General features: G+C 65.5%; 22 protein-coding genes and 1 tRNA gene. All 23 read left to right on the forward strand.

Annotated elements, in window-relative coordinates; genetic code table 11:
- Position 1: 1 nt before the first annotated feature.
- The 23 genes from fliM to IPM80_17400 all read left to right on the forward strand — a co-directional run bounded on the left by fliM (position 2) and on the right by IPM80_17400 (position 19596).
- Complete coding sequence (gene fliM / locus IPM80_17290; GenBank protein MBK8960113.1) at positions 2-1018, forward strand: flagellar motor switch protein FliM; 1017 nt, start codon at positions 2-4, stop codon at positions 1016-1018.
- Complete coding sequence (gene fliN, locus IPM80_17295) at positions 1015-1410, forward strand: flagellar motor switch protein FliN (protein MBK8960114.1); 396 nt, start codon at positions 1015-1017, stop codon at positions 1408-1410. The genes fliM and fliN overlap by 4 nt, the downstream gene beginning before the upstream one ends.
- A 12-nt stretch (positions 1411-1422) precedes the next feature.
- Positions 1423-1818 (forward strand): flagellar biosynthetic protein FliO, encoded by a 396-nt coding sequence (gene fliO, locus IPM80_17300; protein MBK8960115.1) that lies wholly within the window; start codon positions 1423-1425, stop codon positions 1816-1818.
- On the forward strand, positions 1818-2552 hold the full coding sequence (gene fliP, locus IPM80_17305) for a flagellar type III secretion system pore protein FliP (GenBank protein ID MBK8960116.1): 735 nt from the start codon (positions 1818-1820) through the stop codon (positions 2550-2552). The genes fliO and fliP overlap by 1 nt, the downstream gene beginning before the upstream one ends.
- A gap of 16 nt (positions 2553-2568) precedes the next feature.
- Positions 2569-2838, forward strand: a complete 270-nt coding sequence (gene fliQ, locus IPM80_17310; GenBank protein ID MBK8960117.1) for a flagellar biosynthesis protein FliQ — start codon at positions 2569-2571, stop codon at positions 2836-2838.
- Positions 2839-2857: 19 nt separating this feature from the next.
- Positions 2858-3643, forward strand: a complete 786-nt coding sequence (fliR, locus tag IPM80_17315) for a flagellar biosynthetic protein FliR (GenBank protein ID MBK8960118.1) — start codon at positions 2858-2860, stop codon at positions 3641-3643.
- Positions 3644-3645: 2 nt separating this feature from the next.
- A complete protein-coding gene (flhB, locus tag IPM80_17320) occupies positions 3646-4764 on the forward strand; it encodes a flagellar biosynthesis protein FlhB (GenBank protein ID MBK8960119.1) in 1119 nt (372 codons plus the stop codon).
- A gap of 8 nt (positions 4765-4772) precedes the next feature.
- Complete coding sequence (flhA, locus tag IPM80_17325) at positions 4773-6875, forward strand: flagellar biosynthesis protein FlhA (protein ID MBK8960120.1); 2103 nt, start codon at positions 4773-4775, stop codon at positions 6873-6875.
- A gap of 80 nt (positions 6876-6955) precedes the next feature.
- Positions 6956-8197 (forward strand): flagellar biosynthesis protein FlhF, encoded by a 1242-nt coding sequence (gene flhF / locus IPM80_17330; protein ID MBK8960121.1) that lies wholly within the window; start codon positions 6956-6958, stop codon positions 8195-8197.
- A 26-nt stretch (positions 8198-8223) separates the two neighbouring features.
- Positions 8224-9054 carry a MinD/ParA family protein gene (locus IPM80_17335; GenBank protein ID MBK8960122.1) on the forward strand — a complete coding sequence of 277 codons (831 nt, stop codon included), beginning with the start codon at positions 8224-8226 and terminating at the stop codon, positions 9052-9054.
- Positions 9051-9797, forward strand: coding sequence for an RNA polymerase sigma factor FliA (locus tag IPM80_17340; GenBank protein ID MBK8960123.1), 747 nt, complete (start codon positions 9051-9053; stop codon positions 9795-9797). Before IPM80_17335 ends, IPM80_17340 begins: the two co-directional genes overlap by 4 nt.
- Before the next feature lie 40 nt (positions 9798-9837).
- Positions 9838-10230, forward strand: coding sequence for a chemotaxis response regulator CheY (gene cheY, locus IPM80_17345; GenBank protein ID MBK8960124.1), 393 nt, complete (start codon positions 9838-9840; stop codon positions 10228-10230).
- Between the two features lie 10 nt (positions 10231-10240).
- Positions 10241-10942 (forward strand): protein phosphatase CheZ, encoded by a 702-nt coding sequence (locus tag IPM80_17350; protein ID MBK8960125.1) that lies wholly within the window; start codon positions 10241-10243, stop codon positions 10940-10942.
- A 132-nt stretch (positions 10943-11074) separates the two neighbouring features.
- Positions 11075-13141, forward strand: coding sequence for a chemotaxis protein CheA (locus tag IPM80_17355; GenBank protein ID MBK8960126.1), 2067 nt, complete (start codon positions 11075-11077; stop codon positions 13139-13141).
- 39 nt (positions 13142-13180) lie between these two features.
- The gene (locus IPM80_17360; GenBank protein ID MBK8960127.1) at positions 13181-13930 is read left to right on the forward strand and encodes a flagellar motor protein; all 750 of its coding nucleotides are present in this window, start codon (positions 13181-13183) and stop codon (positions 13928-13930) included.
- A complete protein-coding gene (locus tag IPM80_17365; GenBank protein ID MBK8960128.1) occupies positions 13927-14844 on the forward strand; it encodes an OmpA family protein in 918 nt (305 codons plus the stop codon). The genes IPM80_17360 and IPM80_17365 overlap by 4 nt, the downstream gene beginning before the upstream one ends.
- Positions 14841-15644: a ParA family protein gene (locus tag IPM80_17370; protein ID MBK8960129.1), complete on the forward strand. Its 804-nt coding sequence runs from the start codon at positions 14841-14843 to the stop codon at positions 15642-15644. Before IPM80_17365 ends, IPM80_17370 begins: the two co-directional genes overlap by 4 nt.
- 2 nt (positions 15645-15646) lie before the next feature.
- A complete protein-coding gene (locus tag IPM80_17375) occupies positions 15647-16111 on the forward strand; it encodes a hypothetical protein (protein MBK8960130.1) in 465 nt (154 codons plus the stop codon).
- Between the two features lie 96 nt (positions 16112-16207).
- Positions 16208-16684, forward strand: coding sequence for a chemotaxis protein CheW (locus tag IPM80_17380; GenBank protein ID MBK8960131.1), 477 nt, complete (start codon positions 16208-16210; stop codon positions 16682-16684).
- 14 nt (positions 16685-16698) lie between these two features.
- Positions 16699-16869 (forward strand): hypothetical protein, encoded by a 171-nt coding sequence (locus IPM80_17385; protein MBK8960132.1) that lies wholly within the window; start codon positions 16699-16701, stop codon positions 16867-16869.
- On the forward strand, positions 16866-17279 hold the full coding sequence (locus IPM80_17390; GenBank protein MBK8960133.1) for a DUF2802 domain-containing protein: 414 nt from the start codon (positions 16866-16868) through the stop codon (positions 17277-17279). Before IPM80_17385 ends, IPM80_17390 begins: the two co-directional genes overlap by 4 nt.
- A gap of 719 nt (positions 17280-17998) precedes the next feature.
- Positions 17999-18088, forward strand: a tRNA-Ser gene (locus IPM80_17395).
- A 74-nt stretch (positions 18089-18162) separates the two neighbouring features.
- The gene (locus IPM80_17400; protein MBK8960134.1) at positions 18163-19596 is read left to right on the forward strand and encodes a glycosyltransferase family 4 protein; all 1434 of its coding nucleotides are present in this window, start codon (positions 18163-18165) and stop codon (positions 19594-19596) included.
- Positions 19597-19598: the final 2 nt, after the last annotated feature.

Raw genomic sequence — 19598 nt, forward strand, 5'->3', positions numbered from 1 at the left:
CATGGCCAATTCCGATCTCTTGTCCCAGGATGAAATCGACGCGCTGCTGTCGGGCGTAGACAGCGGCGAGGTCGAAACCGAAGTCGACGAGGGCCTGCCGCCGGGCGCCGCGCAGCAATACGACTTCACCACCCAGGACCGCATCGTCCGCGGGCGCATGCCGACGCTCGAGATGATCAACGAGCGCCTGGCGCGCAACCTGCGCCAGAGCCTGTTCGACATGCTGCGCCGCTCGCCGGTGATCTCGCTGGAAGGCATACAGCTGTCGAAGTTCGGCGAATACGTGCACACCCTGTTGATGCCGTCCAATCTCAACATCGTGCGCATGCGCCCGCTCAAGGGCTCGGCGCTGATCGTGTGCAATCCCAAGCTCATCTTCTCGCTGGTCGATTGCTTCTTCGGCGGCGAAGGGCGCTTCTACAACAAGATTGAAGGGCGCGACTTCAGCACCACCGAGATGCGCATCGTCAAGCGTTTCCTCGACATCGTGTTCGCGGGACTCGAAGAAGCTTGGGAACCGGTCATGCCGGTCAAGTTCGAGTACGTCAATTCCGAGGTCAATCCGCAGTTCGCGAACATCGTCACGCCGAGTGAAGTGGTGGTGGTGTCGACCTTCCATATCGATCTCGAATCGGGCTCGGGCTACATGCACGTGACCCTGCCGTACTCGATGATCGAACCGATACGCGAGCTGCTCGACGCCGGCGTGCAGTCGGACGTGATGGAAAAGGACGAGCGCTGGGCGGTGATCCTGAAGGAAGAGATCAAGACCGCCGAAGTCGCGCTCAACGCCACCTTGACGCGCAAGCGCGTGTCGCTGCGCGACGTGATGGATTTCAAGCCCGGCACCGTGCTGCCCATCGACATGCCCGGCACCGTCGTCGCGCGCGTCGATGACGTGCCGGTGTTTCGCGGCGTGTACGGCGCGCACCAGGGCAAGCAGGCGCTGAAAGTCATAGAAACCATCCGCCACAGCGAATTAATGCCACAGACCGTGGCGCTTGGAGCATTCAAATGAGTGACGCAGCCCAGGACGATGTTGATGACGTGTGGGGCGCGGCCCTTGCAGAGCAGGGCGGCGTCATCACCGACGCGCAACCGGCGCCGATGCGCAATCTCGACGCCGACGTGGCGGCCGCCAACCTGCCGCCCGGCAGCCTCGACAACATTCTCGAGATCCCGGTCATGTTGACCGTCGAGATCGGCAGCACCAAGGTCGCGATCCGCAACCTCCTGCAGTTGAACCAGGGCTCGGTGGTGGAACTCGACCGCCTGGCCGGCGAGCCGCTGGACGTGCTGGTCAACGGCACGCTCATCGCGCATGGCGAAGTGGTGGTGGTGAACGAGAAGTTCGGTATCCGCCTGACCGACGTCATCAGCGCCCACGAGCGCGTGCGCAAGCTGAGCTGAAGCACGAACGTCATGCGCCATCCGTACGCCCAATCCGTGCTCGCCGCGTTCGCGCTCGCGCCCGGCCTGTGCGCCGCTGCCGGCAGCGCGCCGGTCGGTATCGGCCAGGCCGTGCAGGTGATCCTGGGCCTCGCGCTGGTGCTCGCCATGATCGTCGCGGCGGCCTGGGGCGCGCGTCGCCTGCAGGCCATCCGCCCGCAGGGCCGTGGTCATATCCGCATTCTCGAGGGCCTCGCGGTCGGTACGCGCGACAAGCTGCTGCTCATCGAAGTCGACGGTCAGCGCGTGCTGCTCGGCATGTCGCCGGGGCGCATCGCCACCCTCCACACTTTCGCCGGCGAGCCCGCGCCGCAGTTCGAAGACGCCCTGCACGCCGCCGGCCAGCAGCTGCTGGGAGCCAAGTCCTGATGTTGGGCGCACTGCTGTTGTTGGCGTTGAGCCTGGCACCGGTGGCCGTCGGCGCGCAGGGCCTGGACGCGCTGTCCATCACCACCCAGGGCGATGGCAGCCAGACCTACACCCTGACCCTGCAAGTGCTGTTGTTGATGACGGCGCTGACCATGCTGCCGGCCATCCTGCTGGCCATGACCTCGTTCACGCGCATCGTCATCGTGCTCGCCATCCTGCGCCAGGCGCTCGGCACCGCGCAGACGCCGTCCAACCAGATCCTGGTGGCGCTGGCACTGTTCATGACCTTCTTCATCATGTCGCCGGTCGCGGACAAGGTGTACGTCGAAGCGGTCCAGCCCTACCTCGACGACAAGCTCGACGCCAACACCGCGCTGGCACGCGCCGCGGTGCCGGTACGTGGCTTCATGTTCGAGCAGACCCGCGAGTCGGACATCACGCTGTTCACCGAGATGGCCGGTCATGACACTTACAAGGACAAGGACGACGTGCCGTTCACGGTGCTCGCGCCGTCCTTCATCACCAGTGAACTGAAGACCGCTTTCCAGATCGGGTTCCTGATCTTCCTGCCGTTCCTGATCATCGACCTGGTGGTCGCCAGCGTCTTGATGTCGATGGGCATGATGATGCTGTCGCCGCTGATCATCTCGCTGCCGTTCAAGATCATGCTGTTCGTGCTGGTCGACGGCTGGGCGCTGATCGTCGGCACGCTGGCCTCGAGCTTCTACACCTGAAGGCAGGGACACCGGCATGACTCCCGAAACCGTCATCGCGCTCGGCCACGACGCACTGCAGCTGACCATCATCCTGATGGCGCTGTTGCTGTTGCCGGCGCTGGCGGTCGGCCTGTTGGTCAGCCTGTTCCAGGCCGCGACCCAGATCAACGAGATGACCCTCTCCTTCATTCCCAAGCTGCTGGCGACGGTCGCGGTGCTGGTGCTGGGCGGCTCCTATATCCTGGGCGCGCTCAGTGATTACACGGTGCGCCTGTTCCAGTCCATTCCGGGTCTCATCGGTTGACGGGAACGATGACGCCGCCATGGGCAACATCTCCATATCGCAGGCGACGCTGACCGCGCTACTCGCGCAGTGGCTGTGGCCCTTCGTGCGCATCAGCGGCTTCGTGATGGCGGCGCCGGTGATGGGCACGCGCGCGCTGCCGATGCGGGCGCGCATGATCCTGGTATTGGCCATCACCAGCGTGGTGGCGCCGGTGGTGACGCCGGCCACGCACATCGAGCCGCTGTCCGCTGCCGGCCTGCTCACCGTCATGCAACAGGTCATCATCGGCGCCACCATCGGCATGGTGCTGCGCCTGACTTTCATGGTGTTCGAGTTCGCCGGCCAGTTCGTCGCACAGCAGACCGGTCTCGGCTTCGCGGCCATGGTCGACCCGACCAGCGGCTCGCAGGTGCCGGTGCTCGCGCATCTGTACGTGATCCTCGCGACCCTGATCTTCTTTGTCAGCGATGCGCACCTGGTGTTGATCAAACTCCTGGCCGAGAGTTTCACCCTGTTGCCGGTGGGGCCCATGGGCCTCACCAGCGCCGGCGCGGATCTCATTGTCGAATGGAGCGCGACGCTGTTCGCCAGCGCCTTGCTGCTGTCGCTGCCGGTGGTCATTGCGCTGCTGGCCATCAACCTCGCGTTCGGCGTGATGAGCCGCGCCGCGCCGCAGCTCAATATCATCACCATCGGCTTCCCGGTCACCATCCTGGCCGGCATCATGGTCGTCAGCCTGACGCTCGATGACCTGCGCACCAGCTGCCTCGAGTTGTTCGACTCGGCGTTCACGATCACCCGCTCGGCACTCGAGGCGCGCTGATCATGGCCGAGCAGAACGATGCCGAAGACAGGACAGAACAGGCCACCGAAAAGCGCCAGCACGAGGCGCGGGAAAAAGGCCAGATCGCGCGCTCGCGCGAATTGACCACGGTGTTCGTACTGTTCGGCGGTGCGCTGGCGGTGCGCATGGCGGGGCCGGGACTGATCCACGACCTCGCCGAGGTCATGCGTGGCAGCCTGCGCCTGACGCACGCCGAGATCTTCGCCAGCAACCTGTTGCCGACGCGCCTGCTCGACATCATCGTCACCGGCCTGATGTCGGTCGCGCCGATCCTGATCGTGGGCGGTCTGGTGGCGCTTATCGGGCCGCTCGCGCTCGGCGGCTGGAATTTCTCCGTCGACGCGCTGGCGCCCAAGTTCTCGCGTCTCGATCCCCTGGCCGGCATGAAGCGCATGTTCGGCACCCACGGCATGGTCGAGGTGCTGAAGGCGCTCGGCAAGTTCGGCCTGGTGTTGGCGTTCGCGGTCGCCGCGGTGCGCGCCAAGCTGCCCATGATGCTGGGCTTGAGCCAGGGCAGTGTCGCCTCGAGCCTCGCCACCAGCGCCGACGTTGTCTACGGCATCTTCCTGTTGTGCTGCGCGGCGACGCTGGTGATCGCGTTCATCGACGTGCCGCTGCAGCTGTGGGAGCACGGCAAGCAGTTGCGCATGTCGCGCCAGGAGATCCGCGACGAATCCAAGGAAACCGACGGTTCACCGGAAGTAAAGGGCCGTCTGCGCCAGATGCAGCAGGAAGTGGCGCGCCGGCGCATGATGGAAGAAGTGCCGAAGGCCGACGTCGTCATCACCAACCCGCAGCACTATGCCGTGGCCTTGAAGTTCAAGCCCGACACCATGCGCGCGCCGGTGGTGGTGGCCAAGGGCGTGGAGCTGGTGGCCAAGACCATACGCGAAACCGCCGCCGCCCACGGCGTCACCGTGATGTCGGCGCCGCCGCTGGCGCGCGCCATCTATCACACCACCAAGATCAATCGCGAGATCCCGGCCGGCCTGTACGTGGCCGTGGCGCGCGTGCTGGCCTACGTGTTCCAGTTGCGCGCGGGCACGGCGGCGTTGACGCCGCCGGCCGATCTGCCGATTCCCGATGACATGAAGTACTGAGCACGACCATGGCCGCACTCTCCACGACTTCCGCCAACAACATTCTCGGCAACATCAACAAGGCCGGCCTCGGTGCGCCGCTGATGCTGCTCGCCATGCTGGCGATGATGATCATCCCGCTGCCGCCGCTGCTGCTCGACATCCTGTTCACCTTCAACATCTCGCTGGCGCTGGTCATCCTGCTCGCCAGCATTTATGCCAAGCGGCCGCTGGATTTCGCCGCGTTTCCGACCCTGCTCCTGATCGCGACCCTGCTGCGCCTGGCGCTCAACATCGCCTCGACGCGCGTGGTGTTGCTGCACGGCCATTCCGGCCACGCCGCTGCCGGCCAGGTCATCAAGGCCTTCGGCGATTTCGTGGTGGGCGGCAACTTCGCGGTCGGCTTCGTGGTGTTCGCGATCCTGGTCATCATCAACTTCGTGGTGGTGACCAAGGGCGCCGGCCGCATTTCGGAAGTGAGCGCGCGTTTCACCCTCGATGCCATGCCTGGCAAGCAGATGGCCATCGACGCCGATTTGAACGCCGGCATCATCGGCCAGGAAGAAGCGCGCACGCGGCGCCGCGAGGTGGCGGGCGAAGCGGATTTCTACGGCGCGATGGACGGCGCCAGCAAGTTCGTGCGCGGCGACGCCATCGCCGGCATCCTGATCCTGTTCATCAACCTGATCGGCGGTCTCGCCATCGGCGTCGTGCAATACCACATGCCGGTCGGCGAGGCGGCCAAGGTCTTCACCCTGCTGACCATCGGTGACGGCCTGGTGGCGCAGATCCCGGCGCTGCTGCTCGCCACCGCCGCGGCGTTCATGGTCACCCGCACCTCGACCGCCAGCGACATGGGCGAGCAAATCGTCTCGCAGCTGTTCGCCAACCCCAAGAGCCTGATCGTGACCGGCGGCGTGTTGATCAGCATGGGCATCATCCCCGGCATGCCGAACTTCGCGTTCCTGACCATGGGCGGCGGCGCCATCGGCGCGGCGTGGTGGATGAACGAGAAGGCCAAGGCGCGCAAGTCGGTGGAGGCCGATCTGCCGCCGCCGCCGCCGCCGACCGAGAACACCGAGCTGTCGTGGGACGACGTGCTGCCGACCGACGCCATCGGTCTGGAAGTCGGCTATCGCCTCATTCCGATGGTCGACCGCAACCAGAACGGCCAGCTGCTCGGGCGCCTGCGCGGCGTGCGTAAAAAGCTGTCACAGGAGCTCGGCTTCCTGGTGCCGGCGGTGCACATCCGCGACAACCTCGATCTCGAGCCCAATCAATATCGCCTGACCGTGCACGGCGCCATCATCGGCCAGTCGGCGGTACACGCCGACAAGGAAATGGCCATCAATCCCGGCCAGGTCTACGGCCAGCTGCGTGGCACCGTGACCCGCGACCCGGTATTCGACCTGGAAGCGGTGTGGATAGGCGCCGATCAGCGCGAACAGGCGCAGTCCCTCGGTTACACGGTGGTGGATGCCAGCACCGTCATTGCCACCCATCTCAGCCAGATAGTGCAGGACAACGCGCAGTCGCTGCTCGGCCATGAAGAAGCCCAGAAGCTGCTCGACGGTCTGAAGAAGACCAACCAGCGCCTGGTCGAGGACTTGATCCCCAAGCTCATGCCGCTGTCGGTGCTGGTCAAGGTGCTGCAGAACCTGCTGGCCGAGCACGTGCCGGTGCGCGACATCCGCACCATCCTCGAAGTGCTGGCCGAGTACGGCCCGCGCAACCAGGACACCGGTTTCCTGACCGCCCAGGTGCGCGCCGCGCTCGGCCGTTTGATCGTGCAACAGATCAACGGATCGAGCCCCGAGCTGCCGGTCATCACGCTCGACTTTTCGTTGGAACGCATATTGCAACAATCCCTGGAAACGACCCAGGGCACCGCAATGTCACTCGAACCGAATCTCGCCAACCGCATGCTGCTCGCACTGCGCGACGCGCATACGCAGCGCGAAGCGGCCGGCCAACCCAGTGTTTTGCTGGTGGCGGACGGCCTGCGCGAGTTCCTGGCGCGGTTTGCCCGGCCGGCGCTCAAGGGTTTGCATGTTCTCGGCTTCAACGAAGTGCCGAGCGACACGCAGATCCGCATCGTCGCCACGGTGGGCGACTCGCTCAACAAGGCCTAAGGCGTCAAACAACTGGCGTCACGTGACAGGAACTGCGACTCAATCATGACACCCATGACAACAACAAATCGGAGCGGGCGATGAAGGTCAAGCGCTACTTCGCGGCCAACATGCGCTCGGCCCTCGACATGATCAAACAGGATCAAGGACCGGACGTGCTGATCCTGTCGAACCGCAAGGTCGACGGCGGCGTGGAACTCATCACCGCCGATGAATTGACGGAGCAGGAAGCGGCGCGCCTGGCCGGACAGCAGGCGCCCAAGCGTCGTCCCGATGCGGCGCCGGCGCTTGCCGCGTCGACGACCGAAATCGCCGCCGCGCCGGCAAAGCCTGCCGCCGCGCGCCGTGCACCGGCCGCCGCGCCACTGGCCGGCCTCGATGCCCAGGAACTGTTGTGGACCGACGCTTCGGTGGTCGGCCAGATGCGCGAGGAATTGAACAACCTGAAGGGCCTCTTGGAATCGCAGCTGTCGGGCCTGGCGTGGTCGGAATTCGGCTCGCGCCATCCGCTGCGCGCGCGCCTCATGCGCGTGCTCGGCCAGCTCGGCATCTGCCCGGCGCTGGCGCGCCAGGTGGTGGAGAACGTGCCGGACGAACTCGATTACCGCGCCGGCTGGCACCGTGCGCTGGCGCTGTTGGTGATGCGCATCGCGACCCGCGACGATCCGATCATGCGCCATGGCGGTCGTGTCGCCCTGCTCGGACCGACCGGCGTCGGCAAGAGCACCGCGGTCAGCAAGCTGGCGGCGCGCTACGCCTTGAAGTTCGGCGCCGAGAAGGTCGGCATCGTGTCGATGGACGACCGCCGCATCGGCGCCCATCAACAGATGAAAGCCTTCGGCCGCCTGATCGGCGTGGCCGTGCATGTCGCGCGTGACGCCAGCGAGCTCGGCCACGCGCTGGTCGAATTGAAGGGCCGCAGCCTGGTCTTGATCGACACCCCCGGGGCGGCGCCGCAGGACAGCCGCTACCAGGAGCTGGCGCGCAGTCTCAAGGATCTGAACGCCGACATCGACTGCTACACGGTGCTGTCGTCGACCACCGATTACCTGACCGCCACCAAGCTCTTGAAGGTCAACGCCGAGCTGGCGCCGGCCGGCTGCATCCTGACCAAGCTCGACGAGGCGGCGACCCTGGGGCCGTGCCTGTCGGCCATCATCGAATGCGCCCTGCCAATCGCCTACACCAGCGCCGGCCAGCGCGTGCCGGACGATCTCGACACCGTTACCGCGCGCAGCCTCATCGAGCGCACCGTGGAAATGGCCAAGGCCAGCCCGGCGCCGCGCGACACTGGCTCCTTCGAACGGGCGTTCTCGGCATGAGCGCGCGCTACGGAGAGGGACGCGAAATGCAGCCGACCCGCGTGGTGGCTGTCACCAGCGGCAAGGGCGGCGTGGGCAAGACCACGGTCTCCATCAACCTGTCGGTGGCGCTGGCCAGCCTCGGCCACGACGTGGTGCTGCTCGACGCCGACTTGAGCCTGGCCAACGTCGACGTGCTGCTGGGCCTCAATACCGGCCGCACCTTGAGCCACGTAGTGGCCGGCGAGTGCGCGCTGGAAGACGTCATCGTCAGCGGCCCGGCGGGGGTGCGCATCGTGCCGGCCGCGTCGGGCATCCAGCACATGGCGGAACTGTCGGAATTCGAGCGCGCCGGGCTCATCAATGCCTTCAGCCAGCTCGAGCGCGCGGCCGATTTCATGATTGTCGACACCGCCGCCGGCATCGCCGCCAACACCCTCGACTTCTGCGATGCCTCGCACGAAGTGCTGGTGGTGGTGACCGACGACCCGGCCTCGATCACCGACGCCTACGCCACCATCAAGGTCTTGAACCAGCGCAGCGGCCGCAACCGCTTCCGCGTGCTGGTCAACATGGCGCAGGACCCCACCCAAGCCATGCGCCTGTACCGGCGCCTGCTGGAAGTGACCGACCGTTACCTCGATGTCGCCCTCGATTACGCGGGCGCCATTCCCCTCGATCCCCACGTGCGCAGCGCGGTTCGCCGCCGCCAGGCACTGGTCGAGGCCTACCCGGCCAGCCGCGCCGGGCAAGCATTCAAGAATCTGGCAGCCACAACCGATAAATGGCCTATACCACGATGGGCGAGTGGCCGGATGGAGTTTTTCGTGGAACGCATGGCTCGAAACGAGTCGCTCGGGAGGGTAGTAACCGTATGAAGAAGCTCGCTGCATACAAGAAGAATGCGGCCTCGGACATTGCCGAACGGGGCCAGAACCAACTGGTGACCGACTACGCACCGCTGGTCAAACGAATCGCTTACCACTTGATGACGCGCCTGCCGCCGACCGTGCAGGTCGACGACCTCATCCAGTCCGGCATGATTGGACTGCTCGAGGCCGCGCGCAACTACGACGCCTCGCAGGGCGCCAGTTTCGAGACCTACGCCGGCATCCGCATCCGCGGCGCCATGCTCGACGAGATCCGCAAGGGTGACTGGGCGCCGCGCTCGCTGCATCGCAAGGTGCGCGCCATCACCAAGGCGGTGGCCGACATCGAAGCGCGCGAAGGACGCGATGCGCGCGACGCCGAAGTCGCGACCGAAGTCGGCATGTCGCTGGACGAGTACTACTCGACCCTGCAGGACGCCACCGGCTACCGCGTGTTCAGCTTCGAGGATCTGCCGGCCGGTGAGGAAGGCATGACCGAGAGCCTGACCGCCAAGATCCCCGAGCCCTTGGCCAATGTCGAGAACGACATGTTCAAGGCCGCGCTCGCCGAAGCCATCGCCGGCCTGCCCGAACGCGAGCGCCTGGTGATGTCGCTGTACTACAAGGAAGAACTGAATCTGCGCGAAACCGGCGAAGTGCTGGGTGTCAGCGAGTCGCGTGTCTGCCAGATCCATTCGCAGGCGCTCATTCGACTCAAATCGCGCATGGCCGACTGGACCGATCAGCTCTGAGCCCAGAGCGTCGCTTTGCATACTGAACTGGAGGTATCCGGTGGATAAGGGCATGAAGATACTCGTCGTGGACGATTTCTCGACGATGCGCAGGATCATTCGCAACCTGTTGCGCGATCTCGGCTTCAACAATGCCGAAGAGGCCGACGATGGGGCGACCGCGCTGCCGATGCTCAAGACCGGCCGTTTCGATTTCCTGGTGACGGATTGGAACATGCCGATCATGGAAGGCATCGACCTGGTGCGCGCGATTCGCGCCGATCCGGATCTGCGCGAGCTGCCGATACTCATGGTCACCGCCGAGGCGCGTCGCGAACAGATCGTGGCGGCGGCCGAGGCCGGCGTGAATGGCTACATCGTCAAGCCGTTCACGGCCCAGACCCTGGAGCAGAAGATCGCCAAGATTTTCGAACGACTCGGCGCAGCCGCCTGAGGACCTGAACATGGCGCAATCCGCGATGCAATTGGAAAGTCTCGCGCTCGCTCGTCGACTGGTGGATGCCATAGAAGCCGGCGACGCGAACCATGCCGACGACCTGATCAAGGCGCTGCACGACGGCCGTTTTGACGCGCTGTACCAGGAGATCGGCAAGCTCACGCGCGACGTACACGACACCTTCGCCAACCTCGCCGGCGACGAACGCCTGGTATCGCTGGCACAGCGCCAGATGCCCGACGCGCGCGAACGGCTGCGTTACGTGGTGGAGAAGACCGAGGAAGCGGCGGACCGCACCCTGACCGCGGTCGAGAGCATGCTGCCGATGACGGACAGCATGGTGCAGCAGGCTTCGGCGCTGCGCGGCGCGATGGCGGACGGCGCGGCCGATCTGCCGGCGCGCATGAGTGCTTTCCTGGACGTGGTGGAAGGCGACGGACGCAAGCTGCGCAGCAGCTTGTCCGACGTGCTGATGGCGCAGGAATACCAGGACCTCACCGGCCAGGTCATCAAGCGCACCATCGACCTGGTCGGACAGGTCGAAGAAAAACTCGTCGAGCTGGTCAGCGCCTGCGGCGTGGTCGCCAGCGGCGGCAGCGTGGCGCCGGCGGCGCCCAATGCCACTTCCTTCGGGCCGGCCGTGCGCGAAGACGACAACGTCTGCCGCCAGGCCGATGTCGATGAGCTGCTCGCCAACCTGGGCTTCTGAGTCGCCGCCTGCTCAGCTTGCGGCGGCGTCAGCCGCTATTCCAAGTACGGTTCGTGTCATGGCATCACGCCATGTGCACGACCGCGGCACACCGGACTGCCGGTGGACGTGCAATCAGACAGGTAAACGGTAATGGACGACGAAATTGTCCAGGATTTTCTCATCGAAGGCGGTGAAACGCTGGAGCAGCTCGATGCCCAGCTGGTGTCGCTGGAAAGCTCGCCCGACGACAAGCAACTTCTGAACGCGGTATTCCGCGCTTTCCATACCATCAAGGGTGGCGCCGGCTTTCTCGGGCTCGAACACCTGGTGGCGGTCAGCCACAAGTCCGAAGACATTTTCGACATGCTGCGCAAGGGCGCATTGCGCGTCGATGCCAGCCTCATGGATACCTTCCTGCAGGTGCTGGACGTGCTGCGCGTGATGTTCGACGAACTGCGTGGCGGCGAAGCGCCGTCGCCGGCGCCGGCCGAACTGCTGACACGACTGAAGGCCATCGCCGACGGTAATGGCACGCCGCCCGCCCCTGTCGAAGCAGCGCCGCCGGCCGCCAGCGCGCCGCCCGCGAGCGCGCCCGAAGTGGATCCGATGGCCGCCATCATCGACGAGATGAGCGCCGAGGACGACCCGGACGTGATCGCCGCCCATGGCCACGAGGCCAGCGATCTCATCACCGAAGAAGAATTCGATGCGCTGCTGGACAAGCTCCAGGCCGATGGCGGCAATGCCGCGCCGGCCGCGGCGGGCGCCGATCCGGATCTCATCACCGAAGAGGAATTCGACGCGCTGCTGGTGAACCTCAAGGCGCAGAAGTCGGCCGCGGCCGGCGCCGCCGAGCAAACGGCGGCCGCCAATCCCGATCTCATCACCGACGCTGAATTCGAAGCGCTGCTGGACGACATGCACGGCGCCGGCAAGTTTGGCGTGACCACGCCAACGGTTGCCGCGGCCGCGCCCGTCGCCGCTGTCGCGCCGCGCGTGGTGGTGGAGGAGAAGGCCGCCAAGCCGGCCGCGCGTGCCGCGGCGGAAGCGCCGAAAGACACCACCGTGCGCGTCGAAACGGAAGTGCTCGACCGCATCATGAACATGGTCGGCGAGCTGGTGCTGATCCGTAACCGCCTGCTCAATCTCGAGTCGTCGATCGGAAACGAAGCGATGACCCACACCGTCGCCAATCTCGACGTCGTGACCAGCGACCTGCAGACGGCGGCGATGAAGACGCGCATGCAGCCGATCAAGAAAGTGTTCGGTCGCTTTCCGCGCGTGGTGCGCGATCTCGCCCGTTCGCTGAACAAGCAAATCGAACTCGTCATGGAAGGCGAGGAGACCGATCTCGACAAGAATCTGGTCGAAGCGCTGGCCGATCCGCTGGTGCACCTGGTGCGCAACTCGGTCGACCACGGCATCGAGATGCCGGCCGACCGCATCGCCGCCGGCAAGCCCGCCACCGGTATCCTGCGCCTGGCCGCCGCCCAGGGTGGCGATCAGATCGTGTTGACCATCGCCGACGACGGCAAGGGCATCGACGCCGAGGCGCTGCGCCGCAAGGTGGTGGAAAAAGGCCTGATGGATGAAGACGCCGCCAGTCGTCTGTCCACCCGCGAATGCTACGAGCTGATCTTCCTGCCGGGTTTCTCGACCAAGGACGAGATCTCCGACATCTCCGGTCGCGGCGTCGGCATGGACGTGGTCAAGACCCGCATCACGCAGGTCAACGGCAGCATCGAAATCGACTCGCAGCTCGGCGTCGGCACCACCATCCGCATCAGCGTACCGCTGACGCTCGCCATCATGCCGACTTTGATGGTGGTGCTGGGCACGCAGGTATTCGCGCTGCCGCTGGTCAACGTGCAGGAGATCATCAATTTCGAGCGTCACCAGGCGCGCGAGGTCGACGGCCGCAAGACCATGGTGGTGCGCGGCAAGGCGCTGCCCCTGTTCTATCTCTCGCGCTGGCTCATCGACGGTGTCTACGAATTCACGGAAGCGCAAGGCCACGTGGTGGTGGTGCGCATCGGCAATCACAGCGTGGGCCTGTTGGTCGACGACCTCATCGGACAGGAAGAAGTGGTGATCAAGCCGCTGGGCGCCCTCTTGCACGGTATCAAGGGCTTGTCCGGCGCCACCATCACCGGCAACGGCAAGATTGCGCTGATCCTCGACCTGCCGGGCCTCCTGGAAAGCTATGCGCGTCGTTGAACGGTGTGAGGACAGTCGCGCCAGGGTGCGGCCACGGCCATGAAGAAATTCGATTTGCTGAGCTTGAGCGGCGTGGCGGTGGCCATCATCGCGGTGCTGCTCGGCCAGCATCTCGAGGGCGGCAGCATCACCACCTTGTTGAACGGTCCAGCCATCCTGATCGTGGTCGGCGGCAGCATCGGCGCGACCATGCTGCAGTCGCCCATGCCGGTGTTCGTGCGCGCCATGTCGATGCTGGTATGGGTGGTGCGTCCGCCGCTGGTGCAACCCGAAACGCAATTGAAGGAAATCGTGCGCTGGGCGCAGCTCGCGCGGCGTGAAGGCCTGCTCGGCCTCGAGGACGTGGTGGAGTCGGTGCGCGACGCCTATGCGCGCAAAGGCCTGCAGCTGGTCATCGACGGCAACGACCCGGAAACCATCCGCGAAACGCTGGAGCTCGACGCCATGGCGCGCGAACGCCACGACCTCAATGCCGCCAGGGTCATCGACGGCATGGGCGGCTACGCGCCGACCCTCGGCATCCTCGGCGCGGTCATGGGTCTCATCGAAGTCATGAACAACCTCGCCGACCCGGCCATGCTCGGCCAGGGTATCGCGGTCGCATTCGTCGCCACCGTGTATGGCGTGGGCCTCGCGAATCTCGTGTTCCTGCCGACCGCCAACAAGCTGAAGGCGCTGGTGCGCGAACAATCGCGTCACAAGGAACTGTTGACGGTCGGCATCATGGCGATCGCCGCCGGCGACAACCCACGCAGCGTGGAAGCGCGCCTGCAGGGCTTGATCGTATGAGCAGCGCGAGTCTCGCGGCCCGTCGGCGCAGCGCGCGCGATGCGGAGTTCGAGGATGAGAGCAACACCCATCGTTGGGTGGTGTCCTACGCCGATTTCATCACGCTGCTGTTCGCGTTCTTCGTGGTGATGTACTCGATTTCATCGGTCAACGACGGCAAGTTCCGCGTGTTGTCCGATTCCATGGAGAGCGTGTTCCGCCAGCCCGAGCCGCTGCCCGCTCCCATCGATTTCGGCGGCGGCCTGACCGGCCTCGGCAAGGTCGAGGGCAAGGATCCGCAAGGCGGCCAACCGACGCGCCTGCTGGAAGAAATCGTGCAGGACGATTACCCGGTGCCGGTCACCGATGTCGATGCCCATGACGTCACCGCCGGCGACATCGAAAAAGTGCTGAAGGATCCGATCGAGCTCGACAAGGTGCGCATACGCCAGAGCGAGGAATGGATAGAAGTCGAACTGGACGGTGCGTTCGCGTTCGCGAGCGGCCAGGCGCGCCTGAGCAAGGAATCCGACCCGACCATCAGCCGCCTCGCCGCCATGATCAAGGCCAGCACCACGCCGGTGCGCGTCGAAGGCTTCAGCGACAACGTGCCCTTGCAGAACGGCGTGTATGGCTCGAACTGGGAATTGTCGGCGGCGCGCGCCGGCGCGGTGGCGGCGGCATTCGCCGCGCGCGGCGTGGACGCCGATCGCCTGTCGGCGGCCGGCTATGGCGAGTTATACCCGGTGGCCGACAACGCCACCGCCGAAGGACGAGAGAAGAACCGGCGCGTGGTCATCGCGATCGCGCGTCATCCGCAAGTGCCGGGGGCCAGTGTCTCGCTGGCGGCCCGCGCCAACAGTCCGGAACAGTTGCCCGTCGAGAGCCTGAAGAGGATTTCGGTGTTGCCTGGGCCGGCGGAGATAGAACAATGAAAATCTGGACGGTGATGGCGCAGAAGGGTGGGGTGGGGAAGACCACGACGGTGGTCAACCTGGCAGGTGCGCTGACGGCGCAGGGCGCGCGCGTACTCGCCATCGATCTCGACCCCCATGGTTCCTTGACCAGCTATTTCGGCTACGACCCCGAACAGGATGCGGGCAGCGCCCACGACCTGTTCGCGGCGGCCGCCGGCAACGAAGCCTGCGACATCGGCAAGCTGCCGCGCCGCACGGTGGTGGACAAGCTCGAGATGATCACCAGCGCCACCGCGCTGGTGTCGCTGGAACGACGCTGCGGCCAGGTGAAGGGCATGGGCCGCGTGCTGACCCGTCACCTGCCCAAGCTTGCCGGGCGCTACGACTATTGCCTCATCGACTGCCCGCCGACGCTGGGCATGCTGGTGATCAACGCGCTGGCTGCCTGCGACCTGCTGGTGGTGCCCATGCAGTGCGAGGAACTGGCGCTGAAGTCCCTGGACCGCCTCATGCGTACGCTGGAACTGTTCGGCAATTCGAGCGGACGACGCGTGCCGCACCTCATCGTGCCGACCATGTTCGACCGCCGCACGCGCGCCTCGCGTGACACCTTGCTGTCCCTGCGCTGCCGTAACGACATCACGCTGTGGCCGGAGGTCATCCCGGTCGATACCCAGCTGCGCGAAGCCGCGCGTCTCGGTGTGCCGTTGACGCGCTGGCAGCCCGACGCACGCGGCGCCGAGGCCTACAGCCGTCTGCTCGATGCGCTGTTGAACAACCGTACACGCCAGTTGCGACTTGCCGAAGGGGCGGCCTGAGGGTGGACATACTCGAGAATTTCTTCGCCGAGCACCTGCACGAGGCGCCGGATCCGAACGCGCCCAGTGCCGAGATCACGCGCGTGGCGAGCGCCGCCACGCGCTACGTGCTGTTCAAGGTCGGCCAGATCCGCTTCGCGCTGGCCAGTACCGCCATCGCGGCTTTCGGTCGCGAGCGCGAGGGCGACTGCGAATACGTGGCGGGCGAAGTATTGGTGCCGACGCGCTACCGGGCGGCGGCGCGCATCGACGCCGATCATCAGCACTACATCCACCTGGCCGGCACGCGGCTCGGCATCGGGCCGTGCAAGGCCGATGGCGACATCGTGGCGGCCGAGGGCATGGTCGCGCCACGAAACCGTCACGCCGACGAGCCCTGGATCATCGCGACCTTGTCCGATCCGCCAAGCTTGATTCTGGAAAAACACGCACTTAACGCCTTACTGCACCGGCACGCGAGCGCTTGAACGAGGGCTGGCACGCGGTGTGCATTTATACAATCGACAGCACCGGGCATGACCGTTTTCTGACATAGGACAACGGCAGCCCGACAGGAGCAGACCATGAGCGCCGTCATGCAACAGAACAACCAGCAGGTTTTCCGCTGGGTCACCTTCCGCCTCGCGGATGAAATCTATGGCATCAACGTCATGCAGGTGCAGGAAGTGCTGCGCATGACCGACGTCGCGCCGGTGCCGGGCGCCCCGCATTACGTGATGGGCATCATCAACCTGCGCGGCAACGTCGTGACGGTGCTGGATACGCGCAAGCTGCTCGATCTCGCCACCGGCGACATCACCGACAGCTCGCGCATCATGATCATCGAATCGGGCAAGGTCACCGTCGGCCTGTTGGTCGACAGCGTCGCCGAAGTGGTCAACATCGCCCTGGCGGACATCGACCCGCCACCCAGCGTCGGCAATGACGAGGGTTCGCGCTACATCCAGGGCGTGTACAGCAGCGATCAGCAGATCCTGATCCTCATCGACCTCAACAAGCTCATCAACGAGGAGAACCGCGACGCGATCGGCATGTTCTGATCGCCCGCGCCGCCATGGACATCAAGCCCGTGCATCCATCCCCGCCGCCCGCGCCCTTGCACAGGGTCGAGGAGCAGGAGGATATGCGGCGCGAACAGCGGCGCCAGCAACAGGCGCGTGACGAACACGCGCGTCATCCCGAAGCAGCGGACGACGGTCGTCCGCACATCGACGCCTACGCATGATCGAGTCCGCCGCCATCGTCCACTACGCACCGCTCGCCGCCCTGGCTGGGGTGACGCTGGTGGTCGCCGTGCTCGGTGAGTGGCGGCACCGCCGCGCCCGGCGCGCCTCGGCTTACGCAGCGACCGCCCAGGCCGAACGCGTGGCGACCCTGGAACGGGACCTCGCAGCGCTCCTGACCTGCTCGCGCGGCATGGCCGAGCGCCTCGCGCAGGCCGAAACCCAGCAGCGCCGCCTGCAGACCCAGCTCGACAAGCTGAGCAGCCACGACGACAACCAGCTCGCCGTGCAGCACGCCATGAAGCTCCTGAACAGCGGCGTGGACCTCAAGAACGTGACTTCGCTGTGCGAATTGTCGGAAGGCGAGGTCGAGATCCTGCAGAACCTGGCCCGCCACCAACGCGCCGCCTGAGGGGGCGCAAACCGCCTCGAATCCGGTACAATGCGCGGCCTCGCGGCCGGGCGAGAGAGGTGAGGACGCGCAGCAGGCGCGGCCGAATCAATCCCTCTCTCGGTGAGAGTTGCGACAGTACGAAAAAGAATTTGGAGAGGTGGCCGAGTGGTTGAAGGCGCTCCCCTGGAAAGTGTGTATACGGTCAAACGTATCGAGGGTTCGACCGGCTCGCGATAAGCGAGTCGGGACGCCGACACGCAGTGGCGGCGCCCCGCAGGGGTGAGGACGCGCAGCAGGCGCGGCCGAATCAATCCCTCTCTCGGTGAGAGTTGCGACAGTACGAAAAAGAATTTGGAGAGGTGGCCGAGTGGTTGAAGGCGCACGCCTGGAAAGTGTGTATACGGTCAAACGTATCGAGGGTTCGACCGGCTCGCGATAGCGAGTCGGGACGCCGACACGCAGTGGCGGCGCCCCGCAGGGGTGAGGGCGCGCAGCAAGCGCGGCCGAATCAATCCCTCTCGGTGAGAGTTGCGACAGTACGAAAAAGAATTTGGAGAGGTGGCCGAGAGGTTGAAGGCGCCCCTGGAAAGTGTGTATACGGTCAAACGTATCGAGGGTTCGACCGGCGGGGGCCGGGTAGGCGCAGTGGCGGCGCCCCGCAGGGTGAGGACGCGCAGTCAGCGCGGCCGAATCAATCCCTCTCTCGGTGAGTGTTGCGACAGTACGAAAAAGAATTTGGAGAGGTGGCCGAGTGGTTGAAGGCGCACGCCTGGAAAGTGTGTATACGGTCAAACGTATCGAGGGTTCGAATCCCTCTCTCTCCGCCAAATAGACAAAAAGCCCCTCACGGGGCTTTTTGTTTTTTCAGCCATCCCCGCATACCGACTCGCACCTCACCTCCATGAAAATCGCCGTCCTCATCCACAGTGCCGCCAAGAACGACGCGCGCGTCGCCAAGGAAGCGATGTCCCTGCGCGCCGCCGGCCACGAGGTGGTGATCCACGGCATCTCTCCCGACCTGGCCCGCCATCGCCTGGCTTTGCCCGGCAGTGACGTGCCGCTATGGCTGGAACCGCGCGTCCGCGCCGCGGCACGCGTGCGCAAGCGCGCGCTGTTGCTGCTGGCGCTCGCGCCCGTGCTGTTGCTGGCCGCCGCGTCGGGCCAGGCACTCGTCTCGCGCGGACTGCGTTTCGCGGGGCACGATGTCGCAAGCCTGGTCGTCATGCTGGGCGTGCTGGGTGGCCTCGGCGTCGCCTATGCGAGTCGTCATCGCCTGGCGCGATTCGCGCAGCATCTCGACGATTTCGTCATGACACGTCACGCCTCGAGCGCCCGCGCGCGCCAGGCGTTGAACAAGGATGCCGGTCTCGACCTCGCGCGTGGCCATCACGACATCGCCGCCGCGCTCCTGCGCAGCGTTGCGAGTGGCCCGCGCCCCGATGCCTTTCACATTCACGACCTGGTGGCGCTGGTGCTGGCCGCATCGCTGAAGCGCCGTTACGCCGTGCCGGTGGTATGGGACGCCCACGAGATCTACCAGGATCTCGCCGGTGGCGATGCGCTGCGCGCGCGCGAGAACGCCGCCATCATTGCCGGCTGCCATCGACAGCTCGATCATTTCATCACCATCAACGACAGCATCGCGCGCTTCTACCGCGATCATTACCCAGCGTTGCCGACGCCGGTGGTGGTGATGAATGCAACCGTGCCGGAGCCAGTGCCGGTGTACGACGGGTGTCTGCATCGCGCCGCGGGCCTGCCGCTCACACAGAAGATCCTGCTGTTCCAGGGACGCTTCAGTGCGCACCGTGGTCTTCAGCACCTGGTCGAGGCCGCCGCCGCGTTGCGCGCGGATTGGACGCTGGTGATGATGGGCTGGGGCGGGCTCGAAGCGACGCTGCGCGCACAGGCAGCACAACATGTTCGCGCAGGGACGCCCGCCACGGTGTTCGTGCCCGGCGTGCCGCAAGCCCAACTGCAACTCTGGTCGGCCGGCGCGACCTTGGGCGTGGTGCCCTACGAAAACACCAGCCTGAACCACCTGTATTGCACGCCCAACAAGCTGTGGGAATATCCCGGCGCGGGAGTGCCGATGCTTTGCACCGACCTGCCGGAAATGGCGGCCATCGTCGAGCGGTTCGGCTGCGGCGCGCTGCTGCCGCGCGACTTCACGGCCGCGGACATCGCGCGCATCGTCAATGGCCTCGACGATGAAGCCCTGGCGCGGATGCGCGCGCGCTGCGCGCCGTGTATCGCCGCCAACAACTGGTCGCATTGGGAGAACAACCTGCTCGGCGTGTACGCCGATATCGCGCGCGCCGCGGGCGCTAGATAGCG

This window comes from Pseudomonadota bacterium (assembly GCA_016719885.1).
In the GTDB taxonomy this organism is placed as follows: domain Bacteria; phylum Pseudomonadota; class Gammaproteobacteria.